The 15889-nt window shown below is 51.6% G+C and carries 10 protein-coding genes, 1 rRNA gene, 3 pseudogenes and 1 riboswitch; of the genes and pseudogenes, 3 read left to right on the top strand and 11 right to left on the bottom strand.

Going from position 1 to position 15889, the window contains the following annotated elements; translation table 11 throughout:
* The 3 genes from CRI63_RS08390 to btuB all read right to left on the bottom strand — a co-directional run.
* Positions 1-177, bottom strand: a 16S ribosomal RNA gene (locus tag CRI63_RS08390); the annotation flags it as partial.
* A gap of 373 nt (positions 178-550) precedes the next feature.
* Entirely contained in the window at positions 551-1408 is an 858-nt protein-coding gene (murI, locus tag CRI63_RS08395; protein WP_130206536.1) for a glutamate racemase, read from the bottom strand.
* Positions 1353-3197, bottom strand: a complete 1845-nt coding sequence (gene btuB / locus CRI63_RS08400) for a TonB-dependent vitamin B12 receptor BtuB (protein ID WP_135519218.1) — start codon at positions 3195-3197, stop codon at positions 1353-1355. Before btuB ends, murI begins: the two co-directional genes overlap by 56 nt.
* A gap of 64 nt (positions 3198-3261) precedes the next feature.
* A riboswitch (cobalamin riboswitch) is annotated at positions 3262-3452 on the bottom strand.
* Positions 3453-3565: 113 nt separating this feature from the next.
* Here btuB and trmA point away from each other — a divergent pair.
* Positions 3566-4667, top strand: a pseudogene (gene trmA, locus CRI63_RS08405) (tRNA (uridine(54)-C5)-methyltransferase TrmA).
* 39 nt (positions 4668-4706) lie between these two features.
* On the opposite strand, the gene CRI63_RS08410 reads toward trmA, so the two are convergent.
* From CRI63_RS08410 to CRI63_RS08425, 4 genes and pseudogenes are all read right to left on the bottom strand, one after another.
* Positions 4707-5066 carry a YijD family membrane protein gene (locus CRI63_RS08410; RefSeq protein ID WP_000806411.1) on the bottom strand — a complete coding sequence of 120 codons (360 nt, stop codon included), beginning with the start codon at positions 5064-5066 and terminating at the stop codon, positions 4707-4709.
* Positions 5066-5716, bottom strand: a complete 651-nt coding sequence (fabR, locus tag CRI63_RS08415) for an HTH-type transcriptional repressor FabR (protein ID WP_001309117.1) — start codon at positions 5714-5716, stop codon at positions 5066-5068. Before fabR ends, CRI63_RS08410 begins: the two co-directional genes overlap by 1 nt.
* Before the next feature lie 103 nt (positions 5717-5819).
* Positions 5820-7136, bottom strand: a complete 1317-nt coding sequence (locus tag CRI63_RS08420; protein WP_130206540.1) for a citrate-proton symporter — start codon at positions 7134-7136, stop codon at positions 5820-5822.
* Between the two features lie 42 nt (positions 7137-7178).
* Positions 7179-8346 (bottom strand): annotated as a pseudogene (locus CRI63_RS08425) (M20 aminoacylase family protein).
* Between the two features lie 329 nt (positions 8347-8675).
* Here CRI63_RS08425 and sthA point away from each other — a divergent pair.
* Entirely contained in the window at positions 8676-10076 is a 1401-nt protein-coding gene (gene sthA, locus CRI63_RS08430; protein WP_001120822.1) for a Si-specific NAD(P)(+) transhydrogenase, read from the top strand.
* On the opposite strand, the gene oxyR is transcribed toward sthA, so the two are convergent.
* The 4 genes and pseudogenes from oxyR to argC all read right to left on the bottom strand — a co-directional run bounded on the left by oxyR (position 10059) and on the right by argC (position 14466).
* Complete coding sequence (gene oxyR / locus CRI63_RS08435) at positions 10059-10976, bottom strand: DNA-binding transcriptional regulator OxyR (protein ID WP_130206544.1); 918 nt, start codon at positions 10974-10976, stop codon at positions 10059-10061. The genes sthA and oxyR overlap by 18 nt on opposite strands.
* A 266-nt stretch (positions 10977-11242) precedes the next feature.
* Positions 11243-12617 (bottom strand): annotated as a pseudogene (gene argH, locus CRI63_RS08440) (argininosuccinate lyase).
* 60 nt (positions 12618-12677) lie between these two features.
* A complete protein-coding gene (gene argB, locus CRI63_RS08445) occupies positions 12678-13454 on the bottom strand; it encodes an acetylglutamate kinase (RefSeq protein WP_130206548.1) in 777 nt (258 codons plus the stop codon).
* Between the two features lie 7 nt (positions 13455-13461).
* On the bottom strand, positions 13462-14466 hold the full coding sequence (gene argC, locus CRI63_RS08450) for an N-acetyl-gamma-glutamyl-phosphate reductase (RefSeq protein ID WP_135519221.1): 1005 nt from the start codon (positions 14464-14466) through the stop codon (positions 13462-13464).
* 153 nt (positions 14467-14619) lie between these two features.
* Here argC and argE point away from each other — a divergent pair, with 153 nt between their 5' ends.
* On the top strand, positions 14620-15771 hold the full coding sequence (argE, locus tag CRI63_RS08455; protein ID WP_135519223.1) for an acetylornithine deacetylase: 1152 nt from the start codon (positions 14620-14622) through the stop codon (positions 15769-15771).
* Positions 15772-15889 lie beyond the last annotated feature (118 nt).

Below are 15889 nucleotides of genomic sequence, written 5' to 3' on the forward strand. Positions count from 1 at the left end.
GTATTAGCTACCGTTTCCAGTAGTTATCCCCTCCATTCACGGCAGTTTCCCAGACATTCACTCACCCGTCCGCCACTCGTCAGCAAAGAAGCAAGCTTCTTCCTGTTACCGTTCGACTTGCATGTGTTAGGCCTGCCGCCAGCGTTCAATCTGAGCCATGATCAAACTCTTCAATTTAAAAGTTTGATGCTCAAAGAATTAAACTTCGTAATGAATTACGTGTTCACTCTTGAGACTTGGTATTCATTTTTCGTCTTGCGACGTTAAGAATCCGTATCTTCGAGTGCCCACACAGATTGTCTGATAAATTGTTAAAGAGCAGTGCCGCTTCGCTTTTTCTCAGCGGCGCGGGGTGTGCATAATACGCTTTCCCGCTACAGAGTCAAGCATTTTTTTTGCTTTTCTCTGCCGGAATTCTCAGGAGAATCCCGCTGACCCGGCGGCGTGTTTGCCGTTGTTCCGTGTCAGTGGTGGCGCATTATAGGGAGTTATTCTGAGCTGACAAGAGGAAATTTAAAATAATTTTCCGAATGCGCAACATTCAACCAAATCAGCCTGAAACTGCCAGTTTTTCGAGCGTTTTGAAGCCGTAACGCTGTAAAACGGGTAATAACTGTTCAGCTTCTGGCGTCATGGCCATGCAAAAGGCAATGTTCGCATCGGCAGATTTTGCCTCAGGAGCTTCATGTTCCAGCAGCCAGGCCGTTCGGCGGGCAATCGCTGCGCCAGAATCCACCAGCCGGGTTCCCTCTGGCAGCACCTTTAACAGTTCTTCTTGAAGTAGAGGAAAATGGGTGCAACCCAGAACAACGGTATCTGGCGGCTCTTTCATTCTTAACCACGGGCGCAGGATACGTTTTAGCGCATCCAGAGAGATTTCTTCGCCATGCAGCTTCGCTTCAGCCAGCTCAACCATTTCTGCCGAGCCCAGCATCTCTATCTGACATTCATTAGCGAAACGCGCGATTAGCTCGTGGGTATAAGAACGTTTTACCGTACCACGAGTTGCCAGCAATCCGACAATGCCATTAGCTGTCAGGCGTGCCGCTGGCTTAATTGCCGGAACGACACCGACAACCGGGAACGCAAACTTTTCGCGTAATGCAGGAAGTGAGACGGTACTGGCGGTGTTGCAAGCGACCACAGCCAGCGCAAGGGGATAACGCTCTTGCACTGCGGTGACAATTTCCACCACACGCTCAACAATAAACTCTTCGCTTTTTTCGCCATACGGGAAAGCGACGTTATCGAAAGCATAAATGTAATGGAGATCCGGTAAGAGATGCCGGATCTCGTCATAGACCGACAACCCACCGACGCCGGAGTCAAACACCAGCACGGTGGGACGTGGTTCAGAAGGTGTAGCTGCCAGACAAGGTGTATTCCCGTCCTGCAGTTTGGTAGCCATAGACTGTCTCATAATCTTTGTCGAACAGGTTGGCTATTTTACCACGAACTGTCAGGTGAGAGGTGACCGGATATGCAACCGCAAGATCCCACAAGCTCACACCGCCCATTTTAACGGTTTGATAAGGATAAGATGAGTAATCCTTATCATAGCGAGAGCCTAAATACTGATAAGTAATACCCCAGTCGAAGTCATACAGCTGCCAGTCGAGCTGGTATTTCACCTGCTGTTTAGCACGGCGTAACAACGGTGTGTCGGTAATTGCGTTACGGGCATCAACATAATCGTAACTCACAGTATGCGTCAGCGGTCCGGTATCAAAATTGGCGGTCGCCTCGACACCTTTAATCCGCGCTTTCCCTTCGTTGTAATATTTCAGGATATGGTCGTCATAATCGATTAAGTCACTAACATCGTTACGATATCCGGAAATACGCCAGTTCACTCCTGCTGTTAATCCTTCAAACGCGCCTTCCCACTGTTTGCTTTTCTCAGGGTCCAGATCCGGATTACCGTAGAAGCCGTACAGTTGTCCAAGATTTGGTGCCTTATAAGATGTCCCATAGGAAGCGATAAAACGATAACCTTCGATGAACTCCCATCCGGCGCTGGTTTGCCAGGTTCCATGACGACCAAACTGTGAGTTATCGTCGCTGCGTGCTGCACCTTCAAAGGTAAAATCGCCGACTTGTTGCAGCCCGGTCAGATAGATGCCGGTATTACGTTGATCATATCCATCCTCAACATAACCTGTACCCGGCGTCGTAGTCTGTTTCTGCCAGTCGACACCCGCACCAATACTACCGTGACCAACGATGACATTGTTTGCCCACTGGACGGTGTATTGCTTCATCTCATCGAGCGTCGCCGACGAATCATAACGACCATAATGCGGATCGTAGTTGTAATCTTTGCTATGGCTATAGCCAGTAATGAGTTGTGATTTAATCAGTTCGCCGTTATAGCGCAGCCCGGCGTCCCAACTTTGACTATAGAGTTTACGGGTATCGACCAATGGTGAACCCGGAGAATAATACGCGTCATAATTGGTCCGATTATCATAGCCATAGCCACGTACAAAGCCGCTCCAGGCATCGGTAAAATTATGTTCCAGCGCACCATAAAGCGTTTTACTTAAGAAACCATCGTTATCAGGCTGCGCTTGCATTCCTGTATTGCCGTAAGCGACAACATCATAACCATGGGTATAAGCGTAATCGCCCAACAGAGTTACCCGTGTCTTATCCCCCAGTTGTTGCTGCGTAGAGACATCGTAGTTCTGATAACTATGGCTTCCCCACCCTGCTGAAATTTCCGTTCCGGGTTCATCGCGCGTCGTGATGATATTCACCACCCCACCTATTGCATCGGAACCATAAACGGCGGAGCGTGGCCCACGGATATATTCAACACGCTGGACAAGCGCAATAGGGAACTGGCTAAGGTCGGCAGAACCACTCACCCCCGCCAGATTCAGGCGTACGCCATCAATTAACACCAACACATGACTGGCATTTGTACCGCGAATAAAAATAGATGAGAGCTGACCTGAACCGCCGTTTTGGGTGATATCGACGCCCGGAAGACGGCGCAGCACATCATTAACCGAGGTCGACTGCCAGCGGTCGATATCCTGACGCGTCACAACGGTGGTTGGTGCAAGTACAGTGCTGCGCGGCTGTTCAAAACGGTTAGCAGTAACGACGAGAGTATCCGGGCTGGTATCCTGTGCCCAAGCGGAAAAGGCTGTGACAGAACACGCCGTCAGCAGCGAAGCTTTTTTAATCATTGTAAAGCATCCACAATAGAAGAAGGATGCCGCAGGTTTCATCAATATTACGCGATGATGAGAACCAGATGCGACGTTGGCCGGCAGGTCTTCGGGCTTGGAGGGGTATCTAAGATACTAAGAGATGATGACTTCCCACCGGATGGCAGTGTCCGCATAACGCAATCATCGCACCTTTCCTTACCGCTGCGCGTCAGCTCCAGATTCGCACTGGATTCCCTATTAACTCACAGGACCGGCAAGTGGATGCTACAGGTTGTAACAAGTTACTGTCCAGACGTAGCTCACAAATAGGAATTCATCAAGATCTGGACATCTGATGAGCAATCCCTACAATCGCCGCGTACTTTAATTTTTCAGGATACATCATGACCCCCGAACACCTTCCAACAGAACAGTATGAAGCGCAGTTAGCCGAAAAAAGTGGTACGTTTGCAAAGTATGATGGCACCGTTTTCTGACCTGGTTCCGGAAGTGTTTCGCTCGCCGGTCAGTCATTATCGGATGCGTGCGGAGTTCCGCATCTGGCACGATGGCGATGACCTGTACCACATCATTTTCGATCAACAAACCAAAAGTCGTATCCGTGTGGATAGCTTCCCCGCCGCCAGTGAACTTATCAACCAGTTGATGACGGCGATGATTGCGGGTGTGCGTAATAATCCCATTCTGCGCCACAAGTTGTTCCAGATTGATTACCTCACTACGCTGAGTAATCAGGCAGTGGTTTCCCTGCTGTACCATAAAAAGCTGGATGATGAGTGGCGTCAGCAGGCGGAAGCCCTGCGCGATGCGTTGCGCGCGCAGAATCTGAATGTGCATCTGATTGGTCGGGCAACGAAAACCAAAATCGCGCTGGATCAGGATTACATCGATGAACGTCTGCCGGTCGCCGGGAAAGAGATGATCTACCGTCAGGTAGAAAACAGCTTTACCCAGCCGAACGCGGCGATGAATATTCAGATGCTGGAATGGGCGCTGGACGTAACCAAAGGCTCAAAAGGCGATTTACTGGAGCTGTACTGCGGCAACGGTAACTTTTCATTAGCGCTGGCGCGCAATTTTGATCGGGTATTAGCTACCGAAATCGCCAAGCCGTCGGTTGCTGCTGCGCAATACAACATCGCAGCTAACCATATTGATAACGTACAAATTATTCGTATGGCGGCAGAAGAATTTACTCAGGCGATGAATGGTGTGCGCGAGTTTAACCGCCTGCAAGGGATCGACTTAAAGAGTTATCAGTGCGAAACCATTTTTGTCGACCCGCCGCGCAGCGGTCTGGACAGTGAAACCGAGAAAATGGTGCAGGCGTATCCGCGTATTCTGTATATCTCCTGCAATCCGGAAACATTATGCAAGAATCTGGAAACATTAAGCCAGACGCACAAGGTTGAACGTCTGGCTCTATTTGATCAGTTCCCCTACACGCACCATATGGAGTGCGGCGTATTACTGACCGCGAAGTAAACCCCATGCCGGATGCGCCAGCATCCGGCATGATTCCGATTACTCAGCAACTTCCTGCTTACGGTTACGCATCTTCGCGCCAATCCAGAACACCATAATGACGGACAACACAGCCGGGAAGAAGTTAGAACCGATATCCGGATATTCCGCACGAACCACAGTGCTATACAGCAGAACACCGAGAATAAAACAGGCAGCTGCCAGACCCGGCAAGCCGACCGGCATAGTGCGATTAAGATAACGTTGATGCAGGCAGTAAACCGTCAGCACCAGGGAAATAATCGGGAATACAGAAAATGGCACAATGGAGCTAAACAGCGCTGCGAAAGTACCATTAATCGATAAGCCAGCAACTAACGCCAGCAGCAGCGTACCTCTATCTTGATTTGCTTGTTTCATTACTCGTCCTTCACATTTCCCGGAATAATTGCGGTTTTCTCTTGTTCACGGCGATACCAGTAATAAGCCCCTTTCGAAATCATTCGTAGTTGCAGTACCAGTCGCTCTTCTAATTGCCGACGTTGTTCGACGCCGACGTCCAACGCCTCGGCACCCGCACTGAAGACAATCGTCACCATGGCTTCGGCTTGCGCTTCAGTAAACGCGCGAGGCATATGGTTTTCGAGTTCAAGATAGTCCGCAAGTTCCGCAATGAAGTGCTGAATTTCACGCGCAACGGCGGCACGAAACGCGGCGGAGGTGCCGGAGCGTTCCCGCAATAATAACCGGAAGGCGTTAGGATTATTACCGATGAACTCCATAAATGTGGATACCGAGGTACGGATCACACTCCCGCCTTTAGCGATACGCTGACGCGCCTGGCGCATAAGCTGACGCAGCATCAAACCACTCTCGTCAACCATGGTCAGGCCAAGTTCGTCTACGTCGCGGAAATGCCGATAAAAAGAGGTGGGAGCAATGCCCGCTTCACGCGCCACTTCACGTAAACTCAGGCTGGCGAAGCTGCGTTCAGCACTTAATTGGCTAAATGCGGCTTCTACCAGCGAACGTCGGGTTTTTTCTTTTTGCTGCGCTCTTACGCCCATCACGATGTCTGAATCCTTGCCAAAAGTACTGCTGGCACTATACCAGAGAATGAACATACTGGATTGCTCCAGTGTTGTGAATGAACGGTAGCGCAATAAAACACATTTACTGCAACTCTTTAGCCGGTTCTTTTACAAACAGCAACGCCAGCATAGACAGCAATGTGCCCCCGCCCAGATACCACGCCGGAGCCGTCAGGCTATCCAGTAACACGATGGATTGCGTGGCGAAATATTGCGCAAAACCGCCGAAGATTGCTACGCCAATGCTATAAACCAACGCGAAGCCTAATGCCCGAATCCGTTTCGGCAATAGTTCGGAAATCAGCAACATTACCGGTACCCCACCAAGCGTGGTAAAGCTGACCATCACGAAAACGACCGTCAGCAACATGCCGGGACTGGGGTAATTCACCAACAGCCAGAACGAAGGCCAGCTACAGATCAGCACCATCACACGAGAGATTAAAATCAGTTTTTTACGCCCGACCGAATCACATAGCATCCCCACCAACAGCGCGCCCACAAACGTAATTACCCCCGCCAGTAACATCGCTGCATGAGAATAGTGTTGAGGCATTGCCAGATACTTCGCCGCCCAGGTGCCATAGTAAAAGAGGGAAATATAGGTTGCTACCGTGCTACCAATAGCGAGTAGAACGCCGTTAATGATAGTCGCTTTATGTTGCAGGAGCAGAGAGAACGCGCTTTCGCTGGCAGCAGCTTTTTTATTGTGTACAGGTTCAGGTACGTCATTTTCCAGGCTCAGACGCAACCAGCAACCGATCGGTGCTAATAACACGCCAATAAAAAATGGCACACGCCAGCCCCATTCTGCCATTACGGTTTCTGAACCTGTGGCGAACGGTAGCCAAGTGCTCAGACCTAAAGCGACAACACCACCAAAGGTCGTTGCCAGCCCCTGGGTCGCCAGCGACCAACTGCTGTAAAAACCGCGACGATTTGCCGGAGCTGATTCAACCAGTAAAGACATTGAGGCGCCGACTTCACCACCTGCTGCAACACCCTGAATCAGACGCGCCAGTACCAGCGTCGCCGTTCCCCAATAGCCCGCCGTTGCATAGGTCGGCGCAATGCCAATCATCAGCGTACCGAGGCTCATCAGGGCAATGGTGAACACCATCGCGGGTTTGCGTCCGAAACGATCGGCCCAGGCCCCGACGATAATTCCACCAAGCGGGCGCATAAAAAAACTCACGCCAAACGTTGCAAATGCCAGTAACAGCGCGACATTGTGATCGGCACTGGGCGGGAAGAAAAGCGTACTGATATAGACCACAAAAAAGTTGTAAACGCCAAAATCAAAAAATTCGAGCGCATTGCCAAACGCCGAAGCAAAAATCACCCGCTTACCGCTGGGCTTTTTCTTCACAATCACGCTTCCATTTACGATCGCCGTCATTCCATGTTCCTTGCCAGAAAGTGTTGTTGTGTGTTGTTTTATTTATTGCAGCCAGGCTTCTACCAGTGCGCCCCAGTAGCTGCACGCCGGGACCAGACTTGCATCGTTGAAGTCGTAGCCCGGGTTATGCACCATGCAGGAACCTTCCCCGACATCGCCATTACCGAACAGCAAAAAAGCGCCTTTCGGCTGGGCTTCCAGCATGAAAGAGAAATCCTCACTGCCCATCAGGGGCTTGATGCCAAACTCGGCCCGATCTTCACCAAACGTTTTTACACGCCACCTGCCAGGCGAAGCGCGCCATCTCCTCGTCATTCACTAATACCGGCGTACCGTTAACATGCGTAACCTCAGCCGTAGCGCCAAAGCTGACAGCCTGGGCTTGCGCCAGAGCCGGAATACGGGTCAGAAGAAGTTGTCGGGTATCGCGGCTAAGAGAGCGGACGCTGATTTTCATCTCAGCACTGTCAGGAATGACGTTAGCGGCCTCACCCGCAACAATGCTGCCGACGGTAATTACCGCCGCTTCCAGCGGATCGACATTGCGCGACACAATGCTTTGTAATGCAGTGGTGATATGTGCCGCGACCAGCACCGGATCGATGGCTTTGTGAGGAATTGCACCATGCCCTCCACAGCCACGAACTGTGATGTGGAACTGATCCATTGACGCCATTAGCGCCCCTGGCTGGAAGAAAAACTTGCCAACCGGCAAGCCAGGCATGTTGTGCATCCCGAAAATCACATCGCAGGGGAAGTGGTCAAAAAGACCTTCTTTGACCATAATCTCGCCACCGTTAATCATCTCTTCTGCGGGCTGGAAGATAAGACGTAACGTGCCGTTAAAACGACGAGTTTCGGCAAGATAACGCGCAGCACCTAGTAATATCGTGGTATGGCCGTCATGACCGCATGCGTGCATTAAACCGGGATGTTTACTGGCCCAGGGCTTGCCGCTATTTTCATAAATTGGCAGCGCATCCATATCCGCCCGCAGGCCAATACTTTTCTCTCCGTCGCCCACTTTTAACGTGGCTACCACGCCGGTTGTCGCCAGCCCTTGCTCAACCTCATAGCCCCACTGGCGCAGCTTTTCCGCCACCAAAGCACTGGTTTTAAATTCTTGTAATCCCAGCTCCGGGTTTTCGTGGATCTGATGGCGGATCTCACGCAGTTCTTCCTCAAACCCTCGAATATAGTGTTCGATCATCGGCTATTCCTTTATTCACTTATAAACAGGCTAATTAACGGATTTTATTGATGGTATAAATACAAATAACTCATCAATATAAAATATTTATATGTTTGTTTTATAAGAAGATTTAATAAAGACAATAACAAAAAAGCACGCTTCGGCAAGATAAAACTATCAGCCATAAGAAAAAGCGATTAATAGTGAATAAATGGGTTAAGAAGGAGGCAGACAAAGCAAAGGCCGCTCACGCTATAGCCAGATTAATGACGGGGATCAATTGGCTTACCCGCGATAAAATGTTACCATTCTGTTGCTTTTATGTATAAGAACAGGTAAGCCCTACCATGCCACATTCCTACGATTACGATGCCATAGTAATAGGTTCCGGCCCCGGCGGCGAAGGCGCTGCAATGGGCCTGGTTAAGCAAGGTGCGCGCGTCGCAGTTATCGAGCGTTATCAAAATGTTGGCGGCGGTTGCACCCACTGGGGCACCATCCCGTCGAAAGCTCTCCGTCACGCTGTCAGCCGCATTATAGAATTCAATCAAAACCCACTTTACAGCGACCATTCCCGACTGCTCCGCTCTTCTTTTGCCGATATCCTTAACCATGCCGATAACGTGATTAATCAACAAACGCGCATGCGTCAGGGATTTTACGAACGTAATCACTGTGAAATATTGCAGGGGAACGCTCGCTTTGTTGACGAGCATACGTTGGCGCTGGACTGCCCGGACGGCACGGTCGAAACATTAACCGCAGAAAAATTTGTCATAGCCTGCGGCTCACGCCCTTATCATCCAGCAGACGTCGATTTCACCCATCCACGCATTTACGACAGCGACTCAATTCTTAGCATGCACCACGAACCGCGCCATGTACTTATTTACGGTGCTGGAGTGATCGGCTGTGAATATGCGTCGATCTTCCGCGGTATGGATGTAAAAGTAGATCTGATCAATACCCGCGATCGCCTGTTGGCGTTTCTCGATCAAGAGATGTCAGATTCGCTCTCCTATCACTTCTGGAACAGTGGCGTAGTGATTCGTCACAACGAAGAGTACGAGAAGATCGAAGGCTGTGACGACGGTGTGATCATGCATCTGAAGTCGGGCAAAAAACTGAAAGCCGACTGTCTGCTCTATGCCAACGGTCGCACCGGTAATACCGATTCGCTGGCGTTACAGAACATTGGGCTGGAAACTGACAGTCGCGGACAGCTGAAGGTCAACAGCATGTATCAGACCGCGCAGCCGCACGTTTACGCGGTGGGCGACGTGATTGGTTATCCAAGCCTGGCTTCAGCGGCCTATGACCAGGGGCGCATTGCCGCGCAGGCGCTGGTAAAAGGTGAAGCCACCGCGCACTTGATTGAAGATATCCCTACCGGTATTTACACCATCCCGGAAATCAGCTCCGTGGGCAAAACTGAACAGCAGCTGACCGCGATGAAAGTACCGTATGAAGTAGGCCGCGCCCAGTTTAAACATCTGGCGCGTGCACAAATCGTTGGCATGAACGTGGGTACGCTGAAAATTTTGTTCCATCGGGAAACAAAAGAGATTCTGGGGATCCATTGCTTTGGTGAGCGCGCTGCCGAAATTATTCATATCGGTCAGGCGATTATGGAACAGAAAGGTGGCGGCAACACCATTGAGTACTTCGTCAACACCACCTTTAACTACCCGACCATGGCGGAAGCCTATCGGGTAGCGGCATTAAACGGCTTAAACCGCCTGTTTTAACGCTTTATCGAAATGGCCATCCATTTTTGCGCGGATGGCCTCTGCCAGCTGCTCATAGCGGCTGCGCAGCGGTGAGCCAGGACGATAAACCAGGCCAATGGTACGGCGTGGTTCCGGCTTAATGCACGGCAGATAAACCACGCCATCGCGTTTGCGTTCTGGCGGTACAGCCAGCGCAGGCAATAAAGTGATCCCGCTACCTGCGGCTACCATGTTGCGCAGCGTCTCCAGACTGGTCGCGCGGAAGTGTGTATCTTCATCCGCTCCAGCTTCAAAGCAGAAGCCCATTGCCTGATCGCGCAGACAGTGACCATCTTCCAGCATCAGCAGTTTTTCCCCTGCCAGATCGGCCATCGGCACGCATTCGCGATTAGACCACGGGTGATCTTCATAGACTGCCAACAACATGGGTTCATCAAACAACGGTACTTCAATGAATGCTTCGCTCTCTTTCACCAGCGCGAGGATCACGCAGTCGAGTTTGCCACTGTCCAGTTGCGCCAGTAACTGATGGGTCTGCGCTTCATGCAGATACATTTCCAGCTTCGGAAAGGTCTGGTGCAGCATCGGGATAATATGCGGCAACAGGTAAGGCCCAACCGTGGGAATCAAACCAATATGCAGCGGCCCGGACATCGTCTCCCCCTGCTGGCTTGCCATCTCTTTAAGGACTTTCACCTCGCGCAGCACGGTACGCGCCTGATCCACCAGCAGCATTCCCGCCTGGGTGAACAACACTTTACGGCTGGTCCGCTCCAGCAACATCACGCCCAGCTCATCTTCCAGCTTACGAATTTGCCCGCTAAGCGTCGGCTGGCTAACGTGGCAGGAGTCTGCCGCACGCCGAAAATGGCGGTGTTCAGCCAATGCCACCAGGTACTCAAGATCACGAATATTCATTATCCATCCTCCATCGCCACGATAGTTCATGGCGATAGGTAGCATAGCAACGAACGATTATCCCTATCAAGCATTGTGACTGATAATTGCGCACAGAAACGGAGCGGCACCTCTTTTAACCCTTGAAGTCACTGCCCGTTTCGAGAGTTTCTCAACTCGAATAACTAAAGCCAACGTGAACTTTTGCGGATCTCCAGGATCCGCTTTTTTTTGCCATAAAAAAGCCCGGCGATAAGCCAGGCTCAAATTTGTACATATAAATGTTCTTACCCCAACCGCGCCCTTGCAAAAGCAATCGCTTGGGCCACCTGCTGCGGTGAGACGCCGCCTTTTGCCGCACGCTTGTCGAGACACGATTGCAGCGACAGAATCGGATAGACATCTTCGCCAATCACCGGGCTGAATTTCTGCAACTCACTGAGCGGCAGCTCTTCCAGCGGTTTGCCCTGACGAATGGCTTCCACCACCGCTTCACCAACAATATGGTGCGCCTCGCGGAACGGTACGCCTTTCGCCACCAGGTAATCCGCCAGTTCAGTGGCGTTCGCGTAACCCTGCTGAGCCGCTTCCTGGCAACGCGGGCGTTTCACCTGAATGCCGTCCAGCACCAGCGCCGCCATATGCAGGCAGTCCAGCCAGGTATCGAGCGCGTCGAACAGACCTTCTTTGTCTTCCTGCATATCTTTGTTGTAAGCCAGCGGCAAACCTTTCAGCGTCATCATCATGCCAGTTAACGCACCCTGCACCCGACCGCATTTACCGCGAATCAGCTCCAGCGCATCCGGGTTTTTCTTCTGCGGCATTAATGATGAACCTGAAGTCACGCGGTCAGAAAGCTCCACAAATCCCGCTTCGCCGGTGTTAAAGAAAATCAGATCTTCAGCAAAACGCGACAGATGCACCATGCCGATAGCGGCAGCAGAAAGCAGTTCCAGCACATGATCACGGTCAGAAACGCTGTCGAGACTGTTACGGGTCGCCGAAGCAAAGCCCAGCCAGCCTGCTAACTGTTCACGGTCGATTTCATAGGCCGTTCCCGCCAGTGCGCCACAGCCTAACGGGCTGACATCCAGACGCTTAAGCGCGTCCTGCAAACGGCTTTCATCACGCGCCAGCATCTCAACGTAGGCCAGGCACCAGTGCGCGAAAGTCACCGGTTGAGCGCGTTGCAGGTGAGTGTAACCTGGCATCACCGCGTCCTGATTGTTTTGTGCGGTTTCCACCAGCGCCGATTGCAGCTGACGGTTAGCCGTCAGCAACTCGCTAACGGTATCTTTGCACCACAGTTTCAGGTCTGTCGCTACCTGATCATTACGGCTACGCCCGGTATGCAATTTTTTTGCCTAACTGGCCCACTTTGTCGATCAGTTTGCCTTCCACCCAGCTATGGATATCTTCGGCATCGCTTTCAAGGATTTGTTGTGGCCTGGCGCGAACATCTTCCAGCAGCACGTTCAGCGCCTCTTCCAGTTGCGCCTGCTCTTCTGCGGTTAACACGCCGACCGTTACCAGGGCTTTGGACCAGGCCACAGAGCCAACAATATCCTGCTCCGCCAGACGGTAATCAAAGCGCAGTGAGTCGTTGAATTGTTTGAACCGTTGATCTGCTGCCAGGGTAAAACGCCCGCCCCAAAGTGCCATAACTCTGTTTCCTTATTTTGAAATTCAATGCCGGAAAGCTGCGCCTCCGGCCAACAAAACTTAAGCTAAAATCCGCGTACCCATCGGCATACCGTTAAACAGTGCCGGAAGCTGTTCCGCATGACGCCAGGAGGCGATATCTACCGGACGGCCCAGCGTGCGCGCAGCATCCAGCGCCGCGTTCACTTTCACTATCATGCCGTCGGTAATAATGCCCTGCTCAATCAGTTGTTCTGCTTTCGCGGCGGTCATTTCGGCAATGCGTTGCCCTTTACCGTCGAGAATGCCGCTGACGTCGGAGAGCAAAATCAGATCCGCGCCCAGCGTTGCCGCCAGCGCCGTCGCCGCCTGGTCGGCATTGACGTTCATCAGTTGCCCTTCGTCCGTTACGCCAATGGAGCTGACCACTGGCAGATAACCGTTTTCCAGCAACGTATTGATAAGCTTAGGCGAACCTGGCTGCGCCAGTCCAACATGGCCTAACTCTTCATCAAGCTGGGTCACTTTGACGCTGTCGCCGTCACCGAGAAACAAACCTACGGCCGCAATCTGATGTTTCTTCGCCCATGCCAGCAGGGTTTTATTTGCCGTTCCCGCCAGCGCTCCGGTGATAATGTCTATCTGATCCGCAGGCGTCACCCGCAGGCCGTTTTTCTTTTTCACCGGCAGATTCAGCCCTTTCATCAGCTCATCCACCACGCAGCCGCCGCCGTGGACAATCACTAGCGGACGCTGATGTGACTCACGATATTTCACCAGTGCGCTGAACAGCCGTTCCAGCGCCTCTTCGCTATCCAGCAGTACGCCGCCCAGCTTGATAATTAATGGATTCATCATTGCACCCTTAAATAAGAGACTGCGTTTCCGCATAGCCGAAACGAATATTGGCACACTGGATTGCCTGTGCCGCCGCGCCTTTCAGTAAGTTATCTTCGGTCGCCACAATAATCAGATGCTCGCCCTGAACGGCAAATCCGATATCGCAAAACGGCAGCCCGACGACATTTTTTAGTGCCGGAACGCCTTTGTCATACAACCGCACCAACGGTTTATGGGCATACGCCTGCAGTAACGCTTGCGCGACTTGCACCTGGTTCACGCCAGGCTTCAGGCGGCAAGTAATGGTTTCAAGAATGCCGCGCGGGAAATTGCCCAGATGCGGGGTGAAGATGACGTCAGCACCGAGATGTGTAGCGATCTCCGGCTGGTGGCGATGGGTAAAGATGCCATACGGTTGCAGGCTCACTTCACAAAAGCTGTTTGAAATCGCTGCCTTACGTCCTGCACCGCTCACGCCGCTGGTGGCGTTAATCACCGGCCACTGATTAAGGTCGAGAAGATTGGCATCAATCAACGGTTTCAGCGCCAGCTGTGCCGCCGTCGGATAACAGCCTGGCACCGCAATCAAGTTCGCTTCTTTTAATTTATTACCGCACCACTCCGCCAGACCGTAGGCTGCCTGTTCCAGCAGTTCCGGGTATTGATGGGTAAAGCCGTAATATTTTTCATAGAAGGTGACGTCGTTAACACGAAACGCGCCGGAAAGGTCGAACACCACACAGCCAGCTTCAAGAAACTGCGGCGCTAAATCGTGGCTAACTTCATGGGCGGTGGCGAGAAACACCACATCTACCCCTGGGCTAAACTCGCTGATATCCGACATCGGCTGCAACGGCAGGTCAACGATGCCTTTGAGCTGCGGATGCAAATCGGAGATTAACTTTCCCGCATCATTGCTTTGCGCTGAGACAGTCAAAGCGGTTATGTTCATATGCGGATGGCGATTTACATAGGTCACTAGCTCTGCGCCAGCGTAGCCGCTGGCACCCACAATCAGCGTATTCAACATCGGGGCTATTCACCTTCTTATGTCTGGTTGCCAGGTTAAACGTAAAACATTCACCTTACGGCTGGTGGGTTTTATTACGCTCAACGTTAGTGTATTTTTATTCATAAATACTGCATGAATATTGATACTATCATGACCAGAGGTGTGTCAACAATGAAAAACAAATTACCGCCATTTATCGAGATTTACCGTGCTCTGATTGCCACACCTTCAATAAGCGCCACGGAAGAGGCACTCGATCAAAGCAATGCAGATTTAATCACTCTGCTGGCGGACTGGTTTAAAGATTTAGGCTTCAATGTGGAAGTGCAGCCTGTTCCAGGAACTCGCAACAAATTTAATATGCTGGCCAGTTGCGGACAGGGGGCTGGCGGCTTGTTGCTGGCGGGGCATACCGATACGGTACCATTTGATGACGGTCGCTGGACGCGCGATCCGTTTACACTGACGGAGCATGACGGCAAGCTTTACGGCTTAGGCACTGCCGACATGAAAGGCTTTTTTGCGTTTATCCTTGATGCGCTACGCGATGTCGACGTCACGAAACTGAAAAAACCGCTCTACATTCTGGCGACTGCCGATGAAGAAACCAGCATGGCGGGAGCGCGTTATTTTGCCGAAACTACCGCCCTGCGCCCGGATTGCGCCATCATTGGCGAACCGACGTCGCTGCAACCAGTACGCGCGCATAAAGGCCACATCTCAAATGCCATTCGCATTATGGGTCAGTCGGGCCACTCCAGCGATCCGGCGCGCGGAGTTAACGCTATCGAACTGATGCACGACGCCATCGGCCATATTTTGCAGTTACGCGATAACCTGAAAGAACGTTATCACTACGAAGCGTTTACCGTGCCATACCCCACGCTCAACCTCGGGCATATTCACGGCGGCGACGCCTCTAACCGAATTTGCGCCTGCTGTGAGTTGCATATGGATATTCGCCCGCTACCGGGTATGACACTTAATGAACTTAATGGCCTACTCAACGACGCGCTGGCTCCGGTGAGCGAACGCTGGCCGGGTCGTCTGACGGTCGAAGAGTTGCACCCACCGATCCCAGGCTATGAATGTCCGCCAAATCATCAACTGGTTGAAGTGGTTGAGAAATTGCTCGGTGCAAAGACCGAAGTGGTTAACTACTGTACCGAAGCGCCGTTTATTCAAACGTTATGCCCGACGCTGGTGCTCGGTCCGGGTTCCATCAATCAAGCTCATCAGCCTGATGAATATCTGGAGACGCGGTTTATTAAACCCACCCGTGAGTTGATTACCCAGGTAATTCACCACTTTTGCTGGCATTAAAACGTAGACCGGATAAGGCGCTTGCGCCGCAATAATGTCGGATGCGATGCTTGCGCATCTTATCCGACCTACACCTTTGGTGTTATGCATGGCGATTTTTTAACATTCCCATAAGTTA

Origin of the sequence: Escherichia sp. E2661 (assembly GCF_004745185.1) — a bacterium.
GTDB lineage: Bacteria > Pseudomonadota > Gammaproteobacteria > Enterobacterales > Enterobacteriaceae > Escherichia.

Excerpts from the sequence above, each read along its gene's own strand:
- murI (WP_130206536.1), bottom strand. The coding sequence starts at position 1,408 with ATGGCTACCAAACTGCAGGACGGGAATACACCTTGTCTGGCAGCTACA.
- btuB (WP_135519218.1), bottom strand. The coding sequence starts at position 3,197 with ATGATTAAAAAAGCTTCGCTGCTGACGGCGTGTTCTGTCACAGCCTTT.
- CRI63_RS08410 (WP_000806411.1), bottom strand. The coding sequence starts at position 5,066 with ATGAAACAAGCAAATCAAGATAGAGGTACGCTGCTGCTGGCGTTAGTT.
- CRI63_RS08420 (WP_130206540.1), bottom strand. The coding sequence starts at position 7,136 with ATGACGGCGATCGTAAATGGAAGCGTGATTGTGAAGAAAAAGCCCAGC.
- sthA (WP_001120822.1), top strand. The coding sequence starts at position 8,676 with ATGCCACATTCCTACGATTACGATGCCATAGTAATAGGTTCCGGCCCC.
- oxyR (WP_130206544.1), bottom strand. The coding sequence starts at position 10,976 with ATGAATATTCGTGATCTTGAGTACCTGGTGGCATTGGCTGAACACCGC.
- argB (WP_130206548.1), bottom strand. The coding sequence starts at position 13,454 with ATGATGAATCCATTAATTATCAAGCTGGGCGGCGTACTGCTGGATAGC.
- argC (WP_135519221.1), bottom strand. The coding sequence starts at position 14,466 with ATGTTGAATACGCTGATTGTGGGTGCCAGCGGCTACGCTGGCGCAGAG.
- argE (WP_135519223.1), top strand. The coding sequence starts at position 14,620 with ATGAAAAACAAATTACCGCCATTTATCGAGATTTACCGTGCTCTGATT.